A 21846-nucleotide genomic window follows, 5' to 3' on the forward strand; every position below is an offset into this window, starting at 1 on the left:
GGTCATTTCGGCAGGAACAGCGGCGGCGATGCGATGCCACGCGCCTGGTCGATCTTTTCGGCCACCTTGAAGGCGGCATCCAGTTCGCCGATGCCGTACTGGCGCATGAGCTGGTAGCGTTCGGCCTTCTCTTCCGGTTCGGTCTGCGCAAGGGCCAGATAGAGGCTGGGCGGCACGGCGCGGAACAGCACTTCCATCGACTTAGACAGGATGACGCCCTCGCTGAACTTGCCCGCCTCCTTGCGCGCGGACAGCATCAGCGCCTTCTGTGCGGGTGAAAGTTCGCGGAACCGGGCGATCTTCTCCACCTCGTCGGGCGGCATCGACAGGCAGATCCACCACTCGATCATGTTGAGCATGGGCTCGGCGGCCTTGGGCAGGTCGTCGATGTTCTGCGTCGCCAGCCAGTACCACGCACCGAGCTTGCGCCACATCTTGGTGATCTTGACCACGTAGGGCGCGAGCAGCGGGTTCTTGGTGATGATGTGGCCTTCGTCGGTGACGTTGATGATCGGCCGGCCCAGGAACTGGTCGCGCTCGGCGATGTTGTTCACCGTGTTGATCAGCGAGATGTAGGCAATGGAGAGCTGCGCGTTGTAGCCCTCGCGCGCGAAGGTGGCCAGATCCACGATGGTGATGTCCGCCTCGGGCCAGGGCGTGCCCGGACGGTCGAACATCTCGCCGTCTGCGCCCTGGCAGAGCATGTCCATCGCATCGGCCATCTCCAGCAGCCGCGCGCGCCGGGCATCCGGCAGGTTGGCGTCGCGGGCGCGTTCGCGCAGCGCGTCGCGCACGTCGCGGGTCAGCATCGTGCGCGCCTGTGCCACGCAGCGCTGAGCGGCGTCCAGGATGCACTGGCGAATCAGGCTGCGGTCGGCGCGCGTCATGCGCGCTTCCTCCTTGTCCTCGCCGCCGGTGATCATCAGCCGGGCGGTGATTTCGAGTTCGCCGAGCACGTCGCGCTGGTCATCCCCGTCGTCGGCCGGATGGGTGTCGCCGTCCTCGTCCAGAGCGTCGGCATCCAGCGTCTGCACCTGGCCCGGTGTATCGACTAGGCGCCAGGCATCGGCGAATGGCGCCAGGCTCACGCCCGCGCCGGGTGCCAGCTTCACGCGATGCACGCTCAGGCCCAGCCGAGCGGCGAAGTCACCGAACAGGCCAAAGCTGTTGCCGGCCTCGACGATGAACAACCTGGGCCGGTAGATCGCCGTGACCTGGTTGAGGATGTTGTTCAGCGTGGCGCTCTTGCCGGAGCCGGTGGGGCCGAAGAGGAACAGGTGGGCGTTCATCTGCCGGTCGAGCCGGTTCAGTGGATCGAAGGTGATCGTCCCGCCGCCCCGGTTGAAGAAGGTGATGCCCGGATGGCCAGTGCCCTGGCTGCGCCCCCACACCGGCGCCAGATTGGCCGCGTGCTGCACGAACATCAGTTGCGTGTACCACTGCCGCTTGTCCGCCACCGGGTCGAACAGACAGGGCAGCCAGCGCAGGTAGGTGTTGAGCGGCGCCACCTCGTCCTCTTCGCGCACCGGCTGCAAGCCCGCATTGAGCATGACATTGACCAGTTGCAGGCCGCGGGCGTCGAGCTGCGCCATGTCGCGGCCGCGCAGGTAGAACGCCAGCGTGCCCCGATACAGCTTGTGCGCGCTGCCGATGAGGCCGCGGGCCTGCTGCACGTCCTGGCGCGCCTGCTCACTGGCGAGCGTCTCGCCGACTGCCTTGCGGGCCAGGTGGTTGAGGTGCGCCTCCAGCACGTCCTGCGGTGTGGCGACCAGGGTCAGGCACATCACCGTGTCCTCGGGCATCTGGTCGAACAGCGCGTTCATCGCGTCGCCGCCCTTGCGCGTCTCGCCGGTCACGTGTCCGGTCGCGGGTGGCGAGCGCAGGCGGTCCATGACGATGACCCGGTGCGGCATGCCGTCGAAGAACCACAGGCCGTTCGCGACATCCGAGCGCGGCTGGCCGAAGAACAGGCGTTGCGCGAAGTCGCCGCTGGCCAGCTCGATTTCACCTTCTTCCTGTTCCTCCGGGTAGCGGGCGAGCGCGTAGAAGCGTTCCCGGTCTTCGGCCGTGCTGCCCAGCGCGCCGGGATTCGGGTTGAACCAGCGCAGCAGCCAGTCGTGAATGTCCGCCGCGCCAAGGCGCCGGGCCTTGACGCCGGCATTCGCCAGGCCGCCGACCAGGCGGTCGCAAATCGTCGCCAGGGCCTGCTCGGGCGATTGCCCCCGCCGGGCCGATGCTGCGTCCGGGGTGCGCCGATAAACCACCATGCGCACGCGCCGGGTCTGGCCGCGCCACGGCAGGCGAGTGACCGTGGTGTCCTCGAACAGGCCGCCCGGCTTCGCGATCGCGCGCAGGTGCTGCCCGAAGAAGCGCAGATAGAACTCGCTGAACGCGCTGCCCTGCGCGCGTGGATGCAGGTACGCCTCCAGCGTGCGCAGGTAGTGGTCCCAATCGGCTTCGTCCTGCGCGTAGAGCTGCACCACCCACGGGTTCTCGTCCAGTTCGTCGAAGGAGTCCTGCAGCGCATTCTCCAAGGCATCGCGGGCCTGCCACAGCCAGGCGGTCTCGCGCCCTTCGGTACCGATCGGCTGCAACTCGAAGAACGCCGCCACCGATTGGCCATCTTCGAGCAGCATGCTCTTCGTGGCCGGCAGGTACTCGACCCAGGGCAGCAGGTCGGCGAAAGACGGCGCCACGTCATAGAGCGCCGCGTGGTCGGCCCGCGTCGCGGGTCGCCGATGATTCGACCCAAGGGCGGCGCCAGGTGCGTCGATGCCGTGCGCAGCGAGGCGGTCGACATGCCGCGTCCAGGCGTCCGGCTCGATGTCGGCCTGGACTGGCCTGGGGGCCGGACGACGCGGCCACGGCAGTCGCCAGCCCATCAGTAGTCCTCCAGCCGCTCGCCGGGCATCGCGTACTGCACGCGCTGGTAGAGCGGGAAGACGGTGCTGTAGCCGGGCACCGGTACTGGGTCGGTGCCGGCCAGGTGCGGAAAGACGTACATCACCAGATCGGGGTTCGGCAGTCGATGGAACTGTCGCTGGATCTCGTTCGCTGCTGTGCGGGTGTAGGCCGCGTTCCGGGCGGACGCCGCGAGGGTGTCAGCGTCGGTCAGCGGACGGCGCAGGTCCTGGCGTGCGTCGAGCAGCAGGCGGCCGGCCTGGCCGCCGCTGTAGCCGCCAGTCTCGTGCTCCCAGATGTCCTGCATGGTGTGCTCGCCCCGAGGTAGCAGCTTTTCCGAGCTGGTGGCACAACCCGCGAGAACGGCGGCGGCGAGGAGGACAAGGGGGCGGTCAATCCAGGTCCGATGCATGTGCTTCTCCCATGAGGTGATTCACCCGGCGCCCCTTGGCGTCGTGGTCGATGGCGATCGGCTGCTCCAGGTGCACGGCCACCCTGGCGCCGGGCTGCACGTAGACCGCAGCGAAGGCCTGGCCGTAGAGCTTGTTGACCCAGTCGGCCATGTCGCGCACGCCACCGGCCAGGATGCGGCCCATGGCCTCGTTGCCCGAAATGCCGACCGTGCCCAGCGAACCGTTGTTGTTGGCGACCACGGCCACGCTGCCGTTGTCGGAATTGATGAGCGAGGCGGCGCCCGCGCCGGCCGCGGTGATCAACGCCTGCGATCCCAGGTACTGCTGGGCATTGCTGCGGCGCTCGCCCGAGACGCACGGGATGCCGTAGGGATCGCTGATCCAGCCCAGGCCATCCAGCAGACTGGTGCTGTTCTGGCTTCGACTGCGCTTGCCGTCGTCCTCCGGCACCGTGCGGATGGTGCCGTCGCTGAACACGAAGGTGATGGAACGGACCTGCCCACGCACGCACGAGAGCGTCCAGTCGCCCGAGGCCGTACCGCTCACCACCGCACCGGCCACGTCGGGAATCTCGATCCCGTTGGCCGCCAGGTTGTCGGCCCCGATCAGCACCTTGAAGGGGAACGGGTCGTTGACGGTGCCGTCGATGGGGATGCGACCGATCAGCGCGGTCATGGCGACCGAGCCCATCAGCGTGGCATTGGCGGGCACCGTATAGACCGCCTGGGCGGTGCCGCCAACGGCTTGCGCAGTCCTGTCGCTGACGGCCTCCGCCGCAGCCGACAGCTCCGGCGAGGCCGGGCCGAAGCTGGAGGGAAAGGCGGGCAAGCGCAGGCTGCTCGAACCGCCCTTCGGATCGGGCCGGGCGTCAGCCGGTTCGATCCAGCGCATGCCGCCATCCTTGAGCGGTCCGCCGTCATGCCCGTCCAGTCCAAGGCCGATCGGCAGGTCGGCGGCATCGCCCTTGCCGGACAGCCCGTCCAGGCGGCGCTGCAATTCCTGCATCAGCCCTTGCGTCTGCTGCCGGTCGCTGGCGGCCTGGATGCGCTCCTGTTCCAGGCGGCGGCGTTCGCTGTCGAGGGCGTTCTGGATGCGCTGGTCGATCGAACCCTCGCGGGTACGCAGGCGCTCGTTCTCCGCCTTGTGCTGGCGGTTGTCGCTCAGCGCGGTCTGCAGCTCGGTGCGGAGCTGCTTGACCTGCGCGACCAGGGTGGCGACGGTATCGCGCGGGGTGTCGGCCGCGATGCCGAGCGCCTTCATTTCCTCGGGAGTGAGCTGCCCCGGGACATCCTGCTCGCCAGGTGCAACGTCACTGCCTGAGAACAGCCTGGCACCGACGAACACCAGCAACAATGCCATCGGAATCAGCAGCCACTTCAACAGGGGATTACTCCTCATCGGACGTCCTCCCCGCAGCGGCGGCCGGCGGCAAGTTCGTGCCGGCATCGATGGGGCCGAGCACCGGCATCAGGGACTCGGCCAGGCCACGGCCGCGCGTGACCAGATAGACCACCGTGGTGTCGGTCGAAGCGCCCGCCGGCCCCAGGTCGGGATGCTGGAAGGTCGCAGCCACGAAGTCGCCTTGCAGCGCCCTTGGATCGAGATCGATACGGTAAGGCGAGGTGTTGGTCAGGCGCACGGCGGTGACCCACTGGTCTTCGAGTCGCCAGGCCGCCAGCGCCCGCGCCTTCAGCGGCAGCGTTGGCAGCAGTGTGTCCAGCGCGAGCGGGCGCCGCAGCGGGACGCGCCCGATGCCGGCCACGGGCTCGACGGTGCGCAGCGGTGCGTAAAGGTTCTGCGCCGCGTAGCGCGTCAGGACAACGGTTATCGGCGTTTGCCGACGCCTCGCGGGTTGCGCTGCTTGGGTTGGACCGGCGGCAGTGTCACCGCTGGCCTCCGCGGCGGCGTCCTGCAGGACGATGCGTACAGGCTCCAGCGGCTGCTCGCCTTCCCGCGCGTCCGTGGCTGCGATGTCGACCAGCACGATGGCGCCGGATTCCACGTCCTGCAGTTGCAGCCGCGTCGGCGCGATGGCCTCGCTGGCGCGCAGGTAGATGGCTCCACCCGCGCTTTGCACGCGCAGCCGCTCGCCCAGGCTCGGGGGCAGGCCGACACGCACGTTGCGGTCGATGAACATCACGCGCTCCTGGCCGACGACCAGCGGGACGGCCAGCGGCAGCCGCTGCCAGCGCAGGATCTCGATGGCATGGCTGTCCGGCACCAGGCCGAAGCCAAGGGCCAGGCTCGCCGCGATGGTGAAGACGTGGTGTTTCATGGATTGCCTCCCTGCGAAGGGTCGCCGCCGGGCGTGCCAGACGGAGGCACTGCCGGCGACGGTGCCTCGATGCGCTGCGGCGCGCCGTCATAGCAGTCCAGCGCAAGGCCGAAGGGGTTGTGCTGGGGATCGACGTCCAGCCGCACCACTTTCAGCGGATAGCGCACCAAGGCCCGCTTGACCTGCTCGGCGCCGTAGTACTCGTCCGCGCTGACATCGAGTGTGACGATCCAGTCGCGGCTGGAAACCGTCTTTACCCGCATCGTGGGGTTGTCGCCAAAGCCGCGCCCCGGAATCTCGTAGATGCCGCGCACCCGCTGGCGCAGTTCGCCACTGCTGCGCCGGTGCTCGTAGTCCTGGCGCAGGAAGGCCTGGCAGGCCGGTGTGAAATAGGCCGACAGCGCGTGGAGGTTGCGCGGGTAGTCCTGTTCGCCATCCGTCGGCCAACGTTGTACCTGCTGCCAGACGTAGAAGGCGAACGCATAGACATTCTCGGGCGGCACATCCCACCAGGCGCGGGTGCTGCCCGAGCGCAGATCGGGGGGCACGTGGATCGTCAGTTGCCTCGGCGCACTCCACCAGCCGAAACCGAGCAGCAGCGCCACCACGAACAACGCACCGGCGCCCAGGCGCAGCGTGCGCACATGGGCCTGCAGGTGATGGACTTCATTCCTGAAACGGCTCATGAGGCGGCTGCTCCGCGTGAGCGCCGGGTGGTCCAGTACCCAGACCGCGTGATGAGACGGTGCCCACCGAGCCAGGACGCTGCCAGCGGATGGCGCAGCGCCAGGCGCCACTGCAGTTGCCGGTACAGCCAGATGTCCGGGCGGCCGCGCTTCTGCCGGCGCAGGAAGCCGCCACCACCGAACACGCCAGCCGCCACGCCGGCCACGATCAGGGTCGGCACCATGGCGACGCTGTGCGTGGCCCAAGCCAGCGGCACGCCGGCGATGAACCCCGCCACCGCGGACAGACCGGCGCAGATCCAAAGTTCGTCGGCGGTCAGGCCCCTCACCACCACGGGCTGGCGGTTCAGCCTGTGCGGCAGGAAGGTCACCAACCCGTCACGCGCGATATCGTTCAAGGCAGCCATCGCCGCTCAGAGCACGCCGGTGGCCTTGGTCAGCAGCCAGATGCCGACCACCAGCAGGATCGCACCCACGGCCACGGTGAGACCGAACTGGCCCCAGGTGGCGCGACCGGTATGGATTTCCGAGTAGCGCGTATAGGCGTGGTAGCACACACCGACGAACATCGAGGCGACCACGAGGAGCGCGATCAGCAGCACGATGTCGTAGCCGTAGTTCTGCAGCGTCTGCATGATGCCGCTGCCCTGGCCGCGCGAGGGGTCCTCGATGGTCGGCAGGCCCTGCGCCCGGGCCGCCAATGGCAAGCCCATCAGCGCCAGCGGCGCGAGGATGGTGGTGGCAGCGCGATGTGGAGTCGGATGGGTCTTCATTGTGGTCAGGCCTTTCGTGGTGGTCAGGACAGGAGGAAATAGGTCAGCACCAAGTACATCGCGACGAATCGCACGACGACACCCAGGAACTGACGCTGGGATAGGCGCTGCTCGGCCCACCCGGTGTAGGCGGTACGCATGGCCCAAACGCCCCACAGGAGCAGGACGGCGAACACCAGGCCGAGCACCACCGTGGCCACGGCGGCGGGGGCAAAGCCGCCGTTGGCCTGGAAGGCGCTGACCTGGGCGGCGTTCATTGGGGTGCCTCCTGTTCGGAGGGCGGGCTGGACTGGCGGTAGTCGCCGGACAGCTCGACCGAATCGCGCGGCTGGGCGCGCGGCGGCGTCAGGTAGTCCTGGATGCCCGCCCGAACGCGCTGGAGGTCATCGCGCAGGCGGGCATGGTCGAAGTGGTAGCGGGCGCGTTCCTGCGGAGCGGTATTGGCGGCGTGCTCGGCGAGGCGGTCGATCAGGTCGAGTTGGCGGGCGAGCGCGGCGAGCTGCTCACGCTCCAAGGCGAGGCTGTCGGCGGCGACGGCAGGCTGCAGCGCCGAAAACGACACAGCCAACACCATGGCAAGCGCAGGCCATGCGGATTTGCGGCGGTTGGTCTGTCCCATCGTGCCATTCCCCGTTGATGCGGATGGCACGATGCTGTGGCGCGCTCTCGCTTTGCGCCGCAGGGAATGGGAACTACGGCACGACCGGATTTCCGGGGCGAGCTGGCGATCAACCGTGCAATGCTCCCGGGATTGCGGAGTTGGCCAGCGCCTACCGCAGCTTGGTAGAATTGGCTAAACTTGGCAATCGTAATCTACGAAAGGCCAGATCGGATGGTTTCCGGATGACTGAAGTCGAGAGCGAGATCCTCACGCTTGAGGAGGTCGCGGCCTACCTCAAAGCCGGGAAACGGACGGTCTATCGCCTTGCCCAGAAAGGCGAGATTCCGGCGTTCAAGCTTGGAGGTACCTGGCGCTTCCGCCGCTCGGAGCTGGATCGGTGGATCGCCGAAAGCATCAGCAAGAAGAAGCCGGAGGCAGAGTGAGCGTGCACCAAATCGGCAACCGAATCACGTTCGGGAAAGAACCAAGGGGAGGATTGCTGGCGTGCCAGTTCCCATAATTGATCTTTTTGCTGGCCCAGGAGGGCTCGGGGAAGGATTTGCTTCCCTGCAGGGCCACAAGCGGCAGCCATTCTTCGAGATCGCCCTTTCCATTGAAAAGGATGCTGTCGCACATCGCACGCTGACGCTCAGGGCAGTGTTCAGGCGTTTGCGTGGCACCAAGGACGTCAAGCACTACTACAGCTACATACGGGGCGAGATCGATGAGGCCGCTTTCCGCAGGATCCCTGCCGTGGCCAGCGCCTTCGAGCATGCTGCCGCCGAGGCGAGGTGCCTGGAGCTTGGCAAGTCCGACGAAGCCAGTATCGACAGGGAAATTCGTGCTGCACTGAAGGGGCAGGAAACCTGGGTACTGATCGGCGGCCCGCCCTGCCAAGCGTATTCGCTGGCGGGGCGCTCCAGACGCGCCAACGACAAGGACTTTCACAAGGATGAAAAGCACTTCCTCTACAGGGAGTACCTGAGAATCATCCAGGTGCACAAGCCCACCATCTTCGTGATGGAGAATGTCAAGGGTCTGCTTTCCTCAAAGCACTCCGGCGACCCGATGTTCGAGAAGATCATTACGGATCTTTCGCTGCCGACCGAGGGGCTCGAATATGAGATCCGATCCTTCACCAAGAAGGGCGACGGCAGTTCGCTGGAACCCACCGACTACCTTATCCATTCTGAGCGCCATGGGATCCCGCAAAGCAGGCATCGCGTGATTCTGCTCGGCGTGAGAAAGGGGCTGGACATGCCTCAACACCAGTTGCTGGCACCAGTAGCAAGGCCTGTCACGGTCAAACAGGCCATTGACGATCTTCCCCGAATCCGCAGCAAGCTGTCGCGTGGCGATTCAGTGGAGGCATGGCGCAAGGCTGTTCAGGCTGCCCCCTCTTACGTCAAGGGATGGAGGACAGAAAACGAGTCCGTCATGATCGGGACAATGCGTGCCTTTGCCGCAGCGGCAACCAGCACCACGACCGGTGGCGCCTTCATTCCACGAGGCTATAGAAGGCCGAAGAAGCCGACCGAGCTTCAGCAATGGCTTCACGACCGAAGCCTGGGTGGTGTCTGTCAGCATGAAGCGCGCGCGCACATGGCATCCGATCTTGCTCGCTATCTTTTCTCGGCCAGCTTCGCTCATTTATGGGGATATTGCCCACGGCTGGATGTGTTCCCTCCCAAGCTGCTTCCCGATCACATCAATGTGCATGTCGATCGGGAATCCGAAGCGATCCCGTTCAAGGATCGGTTCCGCGTGCAGTGCAGGAACGAACCGTCCACCACGGTGGTGGCTCACATTGCCAAGGACGGGCACTACTACATCCACTACGACCCCTCCCAATGCAGAAGTCTCACGGTCAGGGAAGCAGCACGGCTCCAGACGTTTCCCGACAACTACGTCTTCGCGGGCAACCGCACGGAGCAGTACACCCAGGTCGGCAATGCGGTGCCTCCGTTGCTTGCCCACAAACTGGCCAAGATCGTTCGTAGTCTTCTGAACGAGATGAGCAGGAGAAGGCGGAGGCAGGCTAGTGATGCCGTACAGAAGAGGCCGGCGGGAAGCGTGCCGCGAAACCTGCCAGAACAGCGTCCGGTGCTTGCCGAAGCGGGCTAGTCAATGCTCTGACCAATCACCAGGACATCTTCATCGCCATGCAGCCACTCCTCAACCGCTTGCGCAGTCTCCTCGACCGAGTGCCTCAAGGCGCACTCCCAGACGACCGCCACGCGCCAGCCGAGAGCATGGAGCATCTCCGCATGGCGCCTGTCGCGAGCGACATTTCCCTGGAATTTCTGCCGCCAGAAATCTTCATTGGTCCTGGGAGTGGTTGTGTAGCGGCAGCCTTCATGTCGGTGCCAGAAGCAGCCATGGACGAACACCACTGCTCTGCGCTTCGGGAACACAAGGTCGGGGGAGCCGGGCAGCCCCCGCACATGAAGTCGATATCGAAAACCCCTGGCGAAAAGGAGGGAGCGAAGTATCCGTTCCGGCCGGGTGTTCTTTCCGCGAATGCTCGACATCATGCGGCTGCGTTGCGGAGTGGTAGGAACGCGCATGGTCTTGAGCATCTTCCGCCTGAATGTCTGCAGAAATGGCAGCTCCGCGCTTCCACTTGGTAATGCGAACGGATGAAGACGACACCCGAAGCAGCAATTCGGAGCTTACCATGCACGTGACTCACGAGAAGACGCAAGAGGAAGCCGATGGCTCGTGATCGCAGTCATCCGCCGAGCGCGGCCTGCCTTTCCGAATCGATGCGGGACCTTGGGTACTCGCTCGAAACTGCGATTGCCGATCTGATCGACAACAGCATTTCCGCTGGCGCGGACACCATCGACATCATTTGCGATGTGTCCGGTGAGCATCCTGTGATGGTCATCCTCGACAACGGCAGGGGGATGACGGAAGACGAGCTGCTCGATGCGATGCGTCATGGGACCGGCAACCCCAGGCAGCATCGGTCGCCGAAGGATCTTGGGCGCTTCGGCCTTGGCCTGAAGACAGCCTCGTTTTCCCAATGTCGCTCGCTGACCGTTGTGAGCACGCGCGATGGAACTGTCTGCGGAGCCGAATGGAATCTGGATCGCATCGATGCTGCCGACGACTGGATTCTTTCCATCCTGGATGATGCGGACATCCATGGCTTGCCTTATGTCGAACGGCTCGGCGCCCGGGGCACGGCCGTCATCTGGCGAGAGCTCGACCGATTGATGGAGGACGAGGCCGGGGATCGTCGAGACGAGATCGTCAATGAGAAGCTTGAGGTGGTGGGCAGACATCTGTCACTTGTCTTCCACCGGTTTCTCTCGGGTGAGATCAAGGGACATGCCAAGATTTCTCTCACCGTCAATGGTCGTCCGATTACGGCATTCGACCCCTTCTGCAGGAAGAATCCTGCCACCCAGGTGCTTCCGGAGGAGATCGTCCGCATCGGCGAGGCCGAGGTGCGCCTGCAGCCTTACGTGCTTCCACACCACAGTCGTCTGTCCGCGTCCGAGTACGACTACTACCAGGATCGCAGTGACTTCATCTCCAATCAGGGGGGCTACGTCTATCGAAACGGCCGCCTGATGGCCTGGGGCGACTGGTTCAGACTCGTGCCGAAGGGTGAGGCCACCAAGTTGGCGCGGGTAAAGATCGACTTTCCCAACAGTCTGGACGAAGCCTGGACCATCGACATCAAGAAATCGCGTGCCCGCCCGCCGCATGCGGTGCGGGAGCGCCTGCGTCAGATCATCAACAGGATCACTGCCCGCAGCGTGACGGTGCATCGGGGACGCGGGCAGAGGCTTTTTCAGGAAAGCCAGGCCCCGTTCTGGGAGCGCTACGCCGATCACGGCGGCATCCGTTTCGCAATCAACGAGCAGCACCCGCTCATCGCATCCCTGGGCACAAGACTCTCGCCCGAGAATGCGGATCTGCTTCGTGTCCTGCTGGATTCGATTGCCGCCTCCCTGCCGGTGGAGATGATCTATTCCGATTACTCGACCCATCCGCGCGAGATCAACCAGAGGGCGGTGGATGAAAGTCAGACTTTGGAGCGCCTGAAGAGTCTCAGGAAGGTGCTCTACGGCGACGGGCCGGGCGATCCGAATGCCTTTCTCCAGATCGTGCGCTCGACGCACCTTTTCGATGGCCAGATCGAACTGGCCGAAAAATTCATCAGCGAGACCTTTGCATGAGCCTCACAGTCATCACGGAAGAACGGAACATCGCCAACGCGCTCATCTCGGGCCTTGCCAACATGGCCGAGACGCCGACGCGCGAGCAGGTGGAGGAGAAGGCGAGATAGATCGCCGCGATCTTCGGCTATATGGGTGATCTCCGCAATATCGTCACCGAGGCGATGATCTCGGTCGACACGCGCATGGGCGCCGGTGTTTCGCTGGTGGATGTCACTGCGAAGCATGATGATCAGTGGGTCCACAAGCGTGAGGATGTCGCCTGGACCTATGCGGAATCCTATGGAAACTTTCTTCTCAAGGAAGGTTGGCCACCGCAGATGGTCCAGTCGCTGAGCGATGTGACGACCCGCATTCTCGGCCACCTGCAGGACCCGTTGAGCGAGGGCACAACTTGGAACCGTCGCGGACTTGTCATCGGTCATGTGCAGTCGGGCAAGACGGCCAACTACACCGGCCTGATAGCACGCGCCGCCGACGCTGGCTACAAGTTCATCATCGTCGTCGCCGGCATTCACAACAATCTGCGCAAGCAGACACAGCAGCGCATCGATGAGGCTTTCATCGGCCGATCCAGCGATCCCGAGGATCGTCGTAACATCGGTGTCGGCCTCGCGCCGGGCTATCCGCATCCGGCCACCCTCACCAACATCAACGAGGACTTCAACAAGAACACGGCGGAAAAGAGCGGCTGGAAGATCAACGACTTCAGCAAGCCGATCATTCTGGTCATCAAGAAGAACGTCACGACGCTCACGGCTCTTCACAAGTGGCTGAAGGAGCTGAACGCCGAGGGCGATGGCCGGATTTCCGACGTGCCGATGCTGCTGATTGACGACGAGGCCGACAACGCGTCGATCAACACGAACAAGGAGGATCTGGATCCGACCCGAACGAATGCGATGATCCGGCGCATCCTCGGGCTGTTCGCGAAATCGTGCTATGTCGGCTACACGGCGACACCGTTCGCCAACATCTTCATCAACCCCGACGCCTATGGCGATGATGTGCGTGAGGAGCTGTTCCCGCGCGACTTCATCTATTGCCTGGACGCGCCAACGACGTACTTCGGTGCCGAGAAGGTTTTCCTCGACGAGGCGACCAGTCAATCGATCGTGAGGCCGATCGACGATTGCGAGGATCTCATCCCGTACGCCCACAAGCGTGACGATCCCGTCCACGAGTTGCCCCCCAGCCTCTATCGCGCACTCGACGAATTCATCGTCGCCCGCGCCATCCGGAACCTGCGTGGGCAGACCAGCAAGCATTGCTCAATGATGGTCAATGTGTCGCGCTTCGTGCCCGTTCAGAAGGCCGTGCGTGACTTCCTGAGTCTCAGGGAGAAGAAGATCAGGGAAGCGGTTCTCGCCAACTACGCGATGCCGGAAGAGGTTTCCTCAAGAAACGCGTACATGCAGGGCCTGAAGCATGCCTTCGATGCCGAGTATGCCGATGCTGGATTTACCTGGGCGGAAGTGAAGACTGCCCTCAGCGGCGTCTTCGAGCACCTCCACCTCTATGTCATCAACAGCAAGAGTGACGAGGTGCTCGACTACGCCCGCTACGCGAAGGAAGGAGTCGGGTTGACCGCGGTCGCGGTCGGTGGTCTGAGCCTCTCCCGAGGCCTGACCATCGAGGGGTTGACCGTCAGCTACATGTACCGCAATACGAAGATGTACGACACCCTCATGCAGATGGGCCGCTGGTTCGGCTACCGGCCGGGCTTCGAGGACCTCTGCCGCGTCCATCTCTCGCGCGACTCGATCAACTGGTACTCCCACATCGCCGATGCCGCCGAAGAGCTTGTACAGCAGGTCAAGCGCATGCGGCGCGATCGCCTCAGCCCGAAGGATTTTGGCCTGTACGTCCGCTCGCATCCGGACAGCCTGCTGATCACGGCGGCGAACAAGATGCGATCGGGCCAGGAGGTCACGGTCGAGCAGAGTTTCAGTGGGCGACTGCGGGAGAGCTACATTGTCTCCACCGACCCCGACGTGAATGCCAGGAACCTTGCGCTGATCGCCGATCACTGGCGGAGTGGATTCGGCGGACGACCGGAGGAGTCCACCGAAAAGGGCGTCATCTTCAGGGACGTGCCCGTCGAGGTGATCGACGACTTCCTCACCCGGTTCGAATGCCATTCGACCTTTGCCGGACAGAAGTCGGACGTGGTGAGCTATCTCGAACGGATTGCGACAAAGCGCCCGCTGGCCGATGTTCTGCTGATTTCCCCTTCGAGTGGCTCAGGCGGTGAAAACCCGTTCACCCTGAGGAATCAGGTGCGCGTCGTCGGGAAGGATCAGCCGAACGGCACTTCGTGGCGCCTGAACAAGGACAGGGTTGCCTCGCGTGGCGACGAGAAGCTTGGGCTCAGCGACGCACAACGCAATGAGGCCAGGACGCTGGCTGGCGGCGAAGATGGCTCAGGAGCGGTATCCGACACACATTACCGTATGGTCCGGAACAAGCCGCTCCTCATGATTCACAGCCTAGAGCCCAAGGGCGAGGCCGTGACGGGACCGATCGCCGCCTTCGGCGTCAGTTTTCCCTATGGGGACTATTCGACGACCATCAATGTCGTCGTGAACAAGGTCTGGCTCCAGCAGATGCAGGGTTACGCCGACGATCCTGACGAGGAGGATGACTACGATGCCTGAGTCCTCTCCGTGGGATGACATCGCCGTTCCGGGAGCGGACTTCAATGTCCGCCAGGTTGCGGCGGGAACGGCCGTGCCCTGTTTCTGGGGACGCGATGCCAGTGGCGCCTGCCTGTTCATCGTGGAGCTTCAGGGCGACCACGCAGCCCAGTACCGGATGAACGCGGTCACGGTGAACGGCATCGATGTCGATCTTCGTGCCGGAGATCAGGGGCAGCAGCACTTGGTCCTCGCTCTTGAAAGGCAGGTCGACCGCGATCTCTTCGAAGGACTGTGCCGCACCCTTGCATCCTCGCTGGAGCACGCCACCGACTCGGCGAGTTCTCTCGCGGTCTCTCTGGCACACATCCGCCGTTGGAAGACCTTCCTGTCAGGCCGGAGTCAGCACCTGTCCATCGAGGAAGTCCGCGGTCTCTTCGCCGAAATCGTCTTTCTGACGGAACTGATCGATCGGCAGATGTCGAGCAGTGACGCCGTCGAGGCCTGGCTCGGTCCGGAACGATCACATCAGGATTTCATCTTTGGCAACACAGCCGTCGAGGTCAAATCGCTCTCTGGCGCAGAGCGGAGCAGCGTCCGCATTTCATCGGAAGACCAGCTCGAATCCCTGAACGATGCGCTGTTCCTGCGCGTGTACCGGCTGAGCAGTCTGACCGACGCGGCAGGAGCTCGATCGCTCAACGAGATCGTCACTGCAGTCCAGGCACGGCTCGGCGAGGCGGACGCCGTCGAGGCCTTTGACCGGAAGCTGGTTGCGCACGGCTATGCGCCGCTCCCTGACTACGATGAGCCTCGCTTTGTCGTCAGCGACGTGCGCAGCTATCGTGTTGGTGACGGATTTCCGCGTCTGATGCGGTCGCAACTGCCGCCAGGGATTGACAACGTGGCCTACGACATCAGGCTGGAAACGATTGCTCCGTACAAGTGTGACGAAGCATCCATCTTCGGGGAGGATTGATGGAGCAGACCGACGAAGAGTTCTTCCACGACTTCCGACAGGAACTTTTGGCGGGCGCCGAAGCCAATGGCAGCTTCCAGCTCTCCGAATTCATGGAGGCCATCGCAAACGACCTTGTCGAGACAGGCTTCACGGAAGGGTTCGAACTCTGCCATTTCCGGGCGCAGCGTGGTATGCGCGTGGACGGCTACTGGTTCAATGACGAAGGAGTTCTGGACCTCTTCATCGCGGACTTCGACTCCCGAAACGAGCTGGCATCGCTCACCAGAACGGAAGTGGCCGCGGCATTCAAGCGTGTTGCCAACTTCTTCGAGGCCAGCGCCAACAAGGGCCTGGCCGGCGAACTTGAGGTCACATCGCCGGAGTACGGCCTTGCCAGGCAGATTGCGGATCGCAAGGACGCCATTCGGCAGGTCAACCTGGTTCTCTTCTCCGAGCGCACGCTCAGCGAGAAAATCCAGGCCCTTCCCGATACGGAAGTGGCAGGTGTTCCGGTTGCTCACCACATCTGGGACATCTCACGACTTCATCGTCAGCGAAGCTCCCGCAGCCACAAGGAGCCACTCGACCTCGACTTCGAGCAGATGTTCGGCAAGGGCATCGCCTGCCTTCCCGCACACCTGGGGACCGATGCCTATCAATCCTATCTCATGGTCATGCCTGCCGAGGTGCTGGCGACCCTGTACGAAAGATTCGGAGCGCGTTTGCTTGAGCAGAACGTCCGTACGTTCCTGCAGGCGCGCGGCAATGTGAACCAGGGAATAAGGGCGACGATCCTGAACGAACCTGGGATGTTCTTTGCCTACAACAACGGGATTACGGCTACTGCACAGAGTGTCGAGACAGGGATGACGGATTCCGGTCTGGCGATCACGAGGGTTGTCGATCTCCAGATCGTCAATGGTGGCCAGACCACGGCATCGCTGTTCCACACACGGAAGCGGGACAAGGCCGATCTTTCCCAGATATTCGTCCAGTTGAAGCTGTCCGTCATTGACAGCCTGCAGAGCGAAACGGTCGTTCCAAGGATATCGGAGTATGCGAACACCCAGAATCGGGTGAATGCCGCCGACTTCTTCTCGAACCACCCGTTCCATGTGCGGATGGAAGGGTTTTCCCGACGGATCTGGGCACCCGCGCAGAAGGGCGCCCCGCGCGAGACGAGATGGTTCTATGAGCGCGCGCGCGGCCAGTATGCCGATGCACAGTCCAAGCTCACACCCGCGGAGCAGCGTCGCTTCAAGGCGGAGCATCCCAAGCCACAGATGTTCACGAAGACGGACCTCGCGAAGTTCGAGAATGTCTGGGATGACCATCCCAGGTGGGTGAATCTTGGCTCCCAGAAGAACTTTGCGCGCTACGCCGCCCGAATCGGCAGCGAGTGGGAGAAATCATCCGACGCGTTCAACGAGTTCTATTTCAAGAGGGCTGTCGCACGTGGTCTGATCTTCCGCGCCACGGAGCGCATCGTTTCTGCGCAGCCCTGGTACAACGGCGGGTACCGAGCAAACATCGTGGCCTACACGCTGGCGGTACTCGGTGACATCACGAAGCGCAGGAAGGAGAGCATCGACTTTCTGGGCATCTGGAATGCACAGAAGGTCGATCCGGTGCTCGAAAGTGCCATCGCTGTCGTGTCGGGGGTCGTGAACGACGACATCATCAGACCACCGCAAGGCATTTCCAACATTTCCGAGTGGTGCAAGAAGGAGGCGTGCTGGACGAGGATACAGGCTCGTACCGACGCCATTGCCAATCTCCTCCCGCCCGAGTTCTACGATCGACTTGTTCCGCAAGATGATCAGGCAGCGATCGTGAAGACTGCGAAGCAGACGCAGAGGATCGACAACGGCATCGAGGCGCAGCGAAAAGTGCTGGCTGTTCCCGCTGCGGAATGGGCTCGCATCCATCAGTCGCTGCTTGAGAAAGATCTGCTCACCCTGAAGGAAGACGGCGTGCTCAGGGTGGCCATGCAGATTCCCTCCAAGCTCCCGACAGAAAAGCAGAGTGTGGTGTTGCTGGATATTCTGGAGAAAGGGCGTCTCGAAGGCGTGGTTGTGAGCGAGCCCTGAGCGCCGAAGGTTGTCCCGGCGCGCTATTCCGTTCACCGGCCCGACGAAGGCGGCACGCTGCGACGACACTGGTTTGTGTGCCGCTATTCCACAGGGGAGAATACTGATCCTTGGCCTGAGCCTGGCACCAACTCAATATACAGGGCATTTCGGCCAACAATGACAGCGAGCGTTGGTCGCTTATCCCGACGCTTGGCCGACAGACGGTTCCACTCCGATCTATCGAGGCCCGACGGGTTGGGGTTGTCTTCCGGATGGGTGTGCCATTCGCCCAAATAGCGGATGGTTCCCTGGCTCGCCGTCCATCGAGCCAGTGCAATGGCTTCGTGGCCGAATGGCATTCTCTCGAACAGGTAGCGAAACCGTTTGTCCCATGCCGTGGGAACCGTTGCATGCTCAATGAGCATGTGAGTTCCATGGACCGAACCAAGTAGCAGCCCGCCAGCTTCGCAGTCAGAATCACTGGCTTGGACATGCTGGCGGAAGGTCTCCAGCGTGGACTTCGAAAAATGTAGCAGCGTTCTGTTGTCGTCGGCCGCCCAAGAACTCATGAATTGCATAAGGGGCACTCCCGATCCCGCGGAGGATTGCAATCGGGTGTGGCAAGCTGCTGGGCGCGGTCGATCAACCTGGTTCGTAACGCGGGGGTATAAACGCCGTTGACCCAATCGAGGGTCATCTCAGCGCCCAGGCTGGCAGCGTGCACCGACACCGAAGCGGGGAATGGCACGTACAAGCCTTCGCATCCATGCCCCGCCAGAATGGCAGGAAGAGGATCAGTGATAGAACGGAACTCGCCTCTTCTGTTGCTATGCCAAAGACATCGATAGCACGCATCAGATGCTTTCGTCCTCAGGAGCGCACGGACAGCCGTTCCCGGCCCCTCGATCCAGACCGAAAGCATGGGCGTCGGAGGCGGATAGTGGCCGCACAGCCAATGCCCGAGAGATTCTTCCCCGGTGGCATCTATGAGCAGGTCCAGCTCTCCCAGTTGGGCATGCCTGACATCCACGGGCAGCGCGCGAATCTCGGCGCCTGGCGCCAAGCGCTTGAGTTCCTTCGCCATAGCCTCCGCCTTGTTCGACAGCAGGTCCGGGAATCCGAGGCGATGGCGCCCGATGTTTTGCGGGAGAAGGCAATCGAAATCCACCAACGTGAGTTTTCCGCCACATGTCCCCGCCCCAGCCTTGACAAGCATGTCCGACAGATAGCCACCAATCGTGCCGCATCCAACGACGGCGATGTTCTTCCCTGCAAGCGTCTTTGAGTTCGGCATGTTCCGCTGGGCAAGGTACCGATCGTCAATTCTGACCACCGAAATGGGCATCACCTTCAACCCATAGCTCGAATCCCTGCGATCTATGAGCTTGCTCTTTTGGACAAGACTTTGGCGGTCGTAGAGAACCGCAAAGCCATAGGTCATCAGCGGAGACTCGATGACGATCAGAACTCCGTTGGCCTTCTTCCTCTCCCCCTCCTTGATACGCTCGTGAATCTTGCGCCGGCACCGGGGATCAAGAGTGCTCTGCCACGCCAGGATATCTCCGACTGTTTCAGGAGGCCAATTGCTAGTCAGAGGGCGCGGTTGAGCACCGGTCTTTACTCGGTAAGTCAGCACCGTTCTATCGGTGACCTGGTAGCCGAGCGACTTCAGCTTCTCAGTTGTTCGATCTTCGTTGTCGGTGATGAACCACAAGGGGTACCCATTGGCATGCGCGACGATGCAGTTCTGTCGCCCTAGATCCTCGCCTTGCATGTCCACGAAACAATGCCAGCCGTGCCAATAGGCGAAGAACTCTTCCGCGAGGTCTTCGATCATCTCCCCCTGCATGATCTGCCCGAACACGACGGCCGCGCGTTGCAGGCACGCCAGCGACTGTCCGACAGGATCGTAGATGTCCAGAACGACGGTCCCCTTGGCGAGATAGCAAAGCCCGCCATCTGCGCCAAGATGAGGAACCGCTGCGGGCAGCTCAGGAGGGATTTCCAGCAGCCGGATGCGAGGCAAGTCGAAGAACGTGGGGTCGAGCTGGACTTCGCACGGACAACCCTTGTCCGCTTGGGGCGAGGTCAACCGTCCGTGCAGCCTGAACCAGCCGTCATCCGTCTTGCCAACAAACGCGAAGCCTCGCTGCTTGAAGGCCTCGATCACGTCTGCGACCGCTGCGGCGCTGCTCATCCAGCTTTCGTTCGTCCGATGAGTTCGCTAGGACCAGCAGTAGCGGGAGTCGCGGCAATAGTGGCGGCAACGGACACCACCTTGACCCGATCCGGCTCGTTCGGAAAACGTGGGCCAAATTCGCCTCGCATCCAGATGCAGGCCTGTGAAGGACTGCTGGCGCCGGTTGCTCCGCGAAGCGCCTTCTCAAACTCTTCGAATGCTTTGGCCGCATCTTCGACACCCGCTTGGCCAAGTCGTTCCGTGAGCGATTCGGACTCTTCCACGGGGTTGTTCACTCCCCCACGCAACCGGGCTGGCAGTGCCGCGACGACATCCAGCAGAGCGAGGTCGTCGCGCCTATCGCGTTTCTCAAAGAGCGGGGCCGCGGCGGCCATCAACAGGATCGAGGCAGGTCCTCCGCTGGACCACTTCCAATCGCGGAACGCCTTCAAGTAACGAACCACGCGGCGGAACTGCTCCCCCTTGGCTTCCACTTCGCCCAGGAACCATTCCTTCACGGGCCTCGGGTCAGAGGGCATCCAGTTGCATTCACGATGGGCCAGGAGAACCTTGTCAGCCGGCAGCGCGGTCCACGCATCGCGCTCTGCCATGTTCACCGCTTCCGTCAGCGAGTCGTAGCCATATCGCTCCATCGAAGCCTTTGCGAGCGTGACAAATTCCTCGTCGGGAATGGCGTACAGAGGAATATCAATGTGAGCATACGCAGCAATGACGATGCGTATGCAGGTCGGCTTGTCGGTGACAAGCTTCCACCGCCTTTCCTCGACCAGCGGCTTCAATGCTTCTTCCGCAGCGGCAAAGAACACCGTCGCCGCAGTGCTGGGACGCTTCGTCTGCGAGACGAAACTCATTGGCAGATAGCAGCCATCGTCGACATCCGCCTGCTGAGGGTGTTGTGCCGGGGCGTTCAGCGTCTTGTATGCCCACGACCCTTGCGTGAAGAAGCGCGGCTGCGGCACGTCTTCCGTGTATCCGTTTGCCCTAAGCACGCGGGGGATGCCTGTGCGCAGGCAGTCCCTGACGTCAGTGCGTGCGCTGGCGATCCAGGCGCGCTGCCCAGGCGTCAGATCCAGCTCGTCGTGCATGCAGGATTCGTCATCAAGGGTGGTGAAGAAGAGTGGGCTCAAGTTCAGCATGCGGCCTCCGGAACATTCTTGTTGGGGCCGTGATAGAAGATGGGAGCGTCGGCCTGGTGCGCTCGAAATGGTTGGAAAAGAGGATCGCCGAGCGCACGCTGCGCCGCGTGGTTGCCGCGATCCTTGAGCGTATTCGTGGCGCCAATGGAAACCCGATCCAGCGCCTTCACGTCCTTGCTTTGATCCGGCGTCGCCTTGTCGTCGATCTGGAAGTAGTTGTTGCCCAACGCCTGCCGCAGCATGTAGTCCACCGACGACTCCTGGGCGGAGATCACGAGATCGAAGAGTCCCCCGCGCCACTTGCCGAATCCGCGGTCGAGGCTGGCGCCGCCACGAACGGTCGCACCGATGGTCATCGTGCCGATGGCGAGGACCCGAACCAGCGCATCCTGCTTCGGCGCCAGGAACGTCTTGACTTCGTGCAACCCGAACAGGCCCGGGGCGTTGCCCACCAGCCCCCCATCCGCGAAGACACCGCGGTCGTTGCGCGCCAGAGGAAAGTAGACGGGCGCGGCGGCTGTCGCCAACGCCACATCAACGACCTTCATGCGGTGATCCAGCTCAAAGGACGGATGGTGCGGTGTCTTGAAGAACTGCCCGCGTCCCGTCGAGTAGTTGACTGCCGGCACAAGAACACGATGCTTCAGGTCGCCTATCGTGGTCCCTTGGAAGTGCTCGGTCAGTACCTCTTTCAATCCCGCTGAGTCATGCTTTGCGGTCAGCCAGAATCCCAGAAGCCGCCGCGGCAGGCTGCGGCAGCCAAAGATGCGGCTGCCCTGTTCTTCAAACAGTGCCTTGAGTTCATAGGCCGGAATTTCCGCAGCCAGCCCCAAAGCCAGCATCCCTCCTGCCGATGTGCCGCAAATCAGATCAAAGTGCGAAGCGATCGGACGGCCCAGCACGGTTTCGAGTTCGGCGAGAACCGTGGCGGTGTACAGGCCGCGATAACCGCCCCCTGACAGGGCGAGCACATGGTAGGTAGGGATGCCCGTCATGGCA

General features: G+C 62.9%; 20 protein-coding genes. 6 read left to right on the plus strand and 14 right to left on the minus strand.

Annotated elements, in window-relative coordinates; translation table 11 throughout:
• Window positions 1-2 precede the first annotated feature (2 nt).
• From J8G26_RS07995 to J8G26_RS08035, 9 genes are read right to left on the minus strand one after another with little or no spacing between them, the layout of a single operon-like run.
• Window positions 3-2882: a conjugative transfer ATPase gene (locus J8G26_RS07995; RefSeq protein WP_210568544.1), complete on the minus strand. Its 2880-nt coding sequence runs from the start codon at window positions 2880-2882 to the stop codon at window positions 3-5.
• A complete protein-coding gene (locus tag J8G26_RS08000; protein ID WP_043223459.1) occupies window positions 2882-3313 on the minus strand; it encodes a TIGR03751 family conjugal transfer lipoprotein in 432 nt (143 codons plus the stop codon). The genes J8G26_RS07995 and J8G26_RS08000 overlap by 1 nt, the downstream gene beginning before the upstream one ends.
• On the minus strand, window positions 3294-4712 hold the full coding sequence (locus J8G26_RS08005) for a TIGR03752 family integrating conjugative element protein (RefSeq protein ID WP_210568545.1): 1419 nt from the start codon (window positions 4710-4712) through the stop codon (window positions 3294-3296). The genes J8G26_RS08000 and J8G26_RS08005 overlap by 20 nt, the downstream gene beginning before the upstream one ends.
• Window positions 4702-5589 carry a TIGR03749 family integrating conjugative element protein gene (locus J8G26_RS08010; protein WP_210568546.1) on the minus strand — a complete coding sequence of 296 codons (888 nt, stop codon included), beginning with the start codon at window positions 5587-5589 and terminating at the stop codon, window positions 4702-4704. Before J8G26_RS08010 ends, J8G26_RS08005 begins: the two co-directional genes overlap by 11 nt.
• Entirely contained in the window at window positions 5586-6275 is a 690-nt protein-coding gene (locus J8G26_RS08015) for a PFL_4703 family integrating conjugative element protein (protein ID WP_210568547.1), read from the minus strand. Before J8G26_RS08015 ends, J8G26_RS08010 begins: the two co-directional genes overlap by 4 nt.
• A complete protein-coding gene (locus J8G26_RS08020; RefSeq protein ID WP_020649417.1) occupies window positions 6272-6682 on the minus strand; it encodes a TIGR03750 family conjugal transfer protein in 411 nt (136 codons plus the stop codon). The genes J8G26_RS08015 and J8G26_RS08020 overlap by 4 nt, the downstream gene beginning before the upstream one ends.
• A 6-nt stretch (window positions 6683-6688) precedes the next feature.
• A complete protein-coding gene (locus tag J8G26_RS08025) occupies window positions 6689-7048 on the minus strand; it encodes a TIGR03745 family integrating conjugative element membrane protein (RefSeq protein ID WP_025513276.1) in 360 nt (119 codons plus the stop codon).
• A 23-nt stretch (window positions 7049-7071) separates the two neighbouring features.
• Entirely contained in the window at window positions 7072-7305 is a 234-nt protein-coding gene (locus tag J8G26_RS08030) for a TIGR03758 family integrating conjugative element protein (RefSeq protein WP_009463356.1), read from the minus strand.
• On the minus strand, window positions 7302-7667 hold the full coding sequence (locus tag J8G26_RS08035) for an RAQPRD family integrative conjugative element protein (RefSeq protein WP_029578133.1): 366 nt from the start codon (window positions 7665-7667) through the stop codon (window positions 7302-7304). The genes J8G26_RS08030 and J8G26_RS08035 overlap by 4 nt, the downstream gene beginning before the upstream one ends.
• 224 nt (window positions 7668-7891) lie before the next feature.
• Between J8G26_RS08035 and J8G26_RS08040 the strand changes: the two genes are divergently transcribed.
• Window positions 7892-8092: a helix-turn-helix domain-containing protein gene (locus J8G26_RS08040; RefSeq protein WP_009397209.1), complete on the plus strand. Its 201-nt coding sequence runs from the start codon at window positions 7892-7894 to the stop codon at window positions 8090-8092.
• A 61-nt stretch (window positions 8093-8153) separates the two neighbouring features.
• The gene (locus J8G26_RS08045) at window positions 8154-9773 is read left to right on the plus strand and encodes a DNA cytosine methyltransferase (protein WP_029578134.1); all 1620 of its coding nucleotides are present in this window, start codon (window positions 8154-8156) and stop codon (window positions 9771-9773) included.
• Here J8G26_RS08045 and J8G26_RS08050 read toward each other — a convergent pair.
• A complete protein-coding gene (locus J8G26_RS08050; RefSeq protein WP_048940592.1) occupies window positions 9770-10228 on the minus strand; it encodes a very short patch repair endonuclease in 459 nt (152 codons plus the stop codon). The genes J8G26_RS08045 and J8G26_RS08050 overlap by 4 nt on opposite strands.
• A 135-nt stretch (window positions 10229-10363) precedes the next feature.
• Between J8G26_RS08050 and J8G26_RS08055 the strand changes: the two genes are divergently transcribed.
• The 4 genes from J8G26_RS08055 (at window position 10364) to J8G26_RS08070 (ending at window position 17529) form a co-directional block, all read left to right on the plus strand.
• Complete coding sequence (locus J8G26_RS08055; RefSeq protein ID WP_210568548.1) at window positions 10364-11842, plus strand: ATP-binding protein; 1479 nt, start codon at window positions 10364-10366, stop codon at window positions 11840-11842.
• Between the two features lie 131 nt (window positions 11843-11973).
• Window positions 11974-14499, plus strand: coding sequence for a Z1 domain-containing protein (locus J8G26_RS08060; protein WP_246881299.1), 2526 nt, complete (start codon window positions 11974-11976; stop codon window positions 14497-14499).
• Window positions 14492-15457, plus strand: coding sequence for a PD-(D/E)XK motif protein (locus J8G26_RS08065; RefSeq protein ID WP_029578137.1), 966 nt, complete (start codon window positions 14492-14494; stop codon window positions 15455-15457). The genes J8G26_RS08060 and J8G26_RS08065 overlap by 8 nt, the downstream gene beginning before the upstream one ends.
• The gene (locus tag J8G26_RS08070; RefSeq protein ID WP_144735378.1) at window positions 15457-17529 is read left to right on the plus strand and encodes an AIPR family protein; all 2073 of its coding nucleotides are present in this window, start codon (window positions 15457-15459) and stop codon (window positions 17527-17529) included. The genes J8G26_RS08065 and J8G26_RS08070 overlap by 1 nt, the downstream gene beginning before the upstream one ends.
• 83 nt (window positions 17530-17612) lie before the next feature.
• On the opposite strand, the gene J8G26_RS08075 is transcribed toward J8G26_RS08070, so the two are convergent.
• Genes J8G26_RS08075 through J8G26_RS08090 form a run of 4 tightly spaced genes read right to left on the minus strand, consistent with a single transcriptional unit; the run spans window position 17613 to window position 21842 of the window.
• On the minus strand, window positions 17613-18089 hold the full coding sequence (locus J8G26_RS08075; protein WP_050411167.1) for a Mov34/MPN/PAD-1 family protein: 477 nt from the start codon (window positions 18087-18089) through the stop codon (window positions 17613-17615).
• Entirely contained in the window at window positions 18077-19708 is a 1632-nt protein-coding gene (locus J8G26_RS08080; RefSeq protein ID WP_210568549.1) for a ThiF family adenylyltransferase, read from the minus strand. The genes J8G26_RS08075 and J8G26_RS08080 overlap by 13 nt, the downstream gene beginning before the upstream one ends.
• Window positions 19705-20847, minus strand: a complete 1143-nt coding sequence (locus J8G26_RS08085; RefSeq protein ID WP_210568550.1) for a cyclic GMP-AMP synthase DncV-like nucleotidyltransferase — start codon at window positions 20845-20847, stop codon at window positions 19705-19707. The genes J8G26_RS08080 and J8G26_RS08085 overlap by 4 nt, the downstream gene beginning before the upstream one ends.
• The gene (locus tag J8G26_RS08090) at window positions 20841-21842 is read right to left on the minus strand and encodes a CBASS cGAMP-activated phospholipase (protein ID WP_210568551.1); all 1002 of its coding nucleotides are present in this window, start codon (window positions 21840-21842) and stop codon (window positions 20841-20843) included. Before J8G26_RS08090 ends, J8G26_RS08085 begins: the two co-directional genes overlap by 7 nt.
• Window positions 21843-21846 lie beyond the last annotated feature (4 nt).

This window comes from Acidovorax sp. JG5 (assembly GCF_017939685.1).
Taxonomy (GTDB): Bacteria; Pseudomonadota; Gammaproteobacteria; order Burkholderiales; family Burkholderiaceae_C; genus Acidovorax.

Excerpts from the sequence above, each read along its gene's own strand:
- J8G26_RS08020 (WP_020649417.1), bottom strand. The coding sequence starts at position 6,682 with ATGGCTGCCTTGAACGATATCGCGCGTGACGGGTTGGTGACCTTCCTG.
- J8G26_RS08040 (WP_009397209.1), top strand. The coding sequence starts at position 7,892 with ATGACTGAAGTCGAGAGCGAGATCCTCACGCTTGAGGAGGTCGCGGCC.
- J8G26_RS08025 (WP_025513276.1), bottom strand. The coding sequence starts at position 7,048 with ATGAAGACCCATCCGACTCCACATCGCGCTGCCACCACCATCCTCGCG.
- J8G26_RS07995 (WP_210568544.1), bottom strand. The coding sequence starts at position 2,882 with ATGGGCTGGCGACTGCCGTGGCCGCGTCGTCCGGCCCCCAGGCCAGTC.
- J8G26_RS08015 (WP_210568547.1), bottom strand. The coding sequence starts at position 6,275 with ATGAGCCGTTTCAGGAATGAAGTCCATCACCTGCAGGCCCATGTGCGC.
- J8G26_RS08005 (WP_210568545.1), bottom strand. The coding sequence starts at position 4,712 with ATGAGGAGTAATCCCCTGTTGAAGTGGCTGCTGATTCCGATGGCATTG.
- J8G26_RS08080 (WP_210568549.1), bottom strand. The coding sequence starts at position 19,708 with ATGAGCAGCGCCGCAGCGGTCGCAGACGTGATCGAGGCCTTCAAGCAG.
- J8G26_RS08055 (WP_210568548.1), top strand. The coding sequence starts at position 10,364 with ATGGCTCGTGATCGCAGTCATCCGCCGAGCGCGGCCTGCCTTTCCGAA.
- J8G26_RS08000 (WP_043223459.1), bottom strand. The coding sequence starts at position 3,313 with ATGCATCGGACCTGGATTGACCGCCCCCTTGTCCTCCTCGCCGCCGCC.
- J8G26_RS08050 (WP_048940592.1), bottom strand. The coding sequence starts at position 10,228 with ATGCTCAAGACCATGCGCGTTCCTACCACTCCGCAACGCAGCCGCATG.
- J8G26_RS08030 (WP_009463356.1), bottom strand. The coding sequence starts at position 7,305 with ATGAACGCCGCCCAGGTCAGCGCCTTCCAGGCCAACGGCGGCTTTGCC.
- J8G26_RS08090 (WP_210568551.1), bottom strand. The coding sequence starts at position 21,842 with ATGACGGGCATCCCTACCTACCATGTGCTCGCCCTGTCAGGGGGCGGT.
- J8G26_RS08085 (WP_210568550.1), bottom strand. The coding sequence starts at position 20,847 with ATGCTGAACTTGAGCCCACTCTTCTTCACCACCCTTGATGACGAATCC.
- J8G26_RS08070 (WP_144735378.1), top strand. The coding sequence starts at position 15,457 with ATGGAGCAGACCGACGAAGAGTTCTTCCACGACTTCCGACAGGAACTT.
- J8G26_RS08010 (WP_210568546.1), bottom strand. The coding sequence starts at position 5,589 with ATGAAACACCACGTCTTCACCATCGCGGCGAGCCTGGCCCTTGGCTTC.
- J8G26_RS08075 (WP_050411167.1), bottom strand. The coding sequence starts at position 18,089 with ATGCAATTCATGAGTTCTTGGGCGGCCGACGACAACAGAACGCTGCTA.
- J8G26_RS08065 (WP_029578137.1), top strand. The coding sequence starts at position 14,492 with ATGCCTGAGTCCTCTCCGTGGGATGACATCGCCGTTCCGGGAGCGGAC.
- J8G26_RS08035 (WP_029578133.1), bottom strand. The coding sequence starts at position 7,667 with ATGGGACAGACCAACCGCCGCAAATCCGCATGGCCTGCGCTTGCCATG.
- J8G26_RS08060 (WP_246881299.1), top strand. The coding sequence starts at position 11,974 with ATGGGTGATCTCCGCAATATCGTCACCGAGGCGATGATCTCGGTCGAC.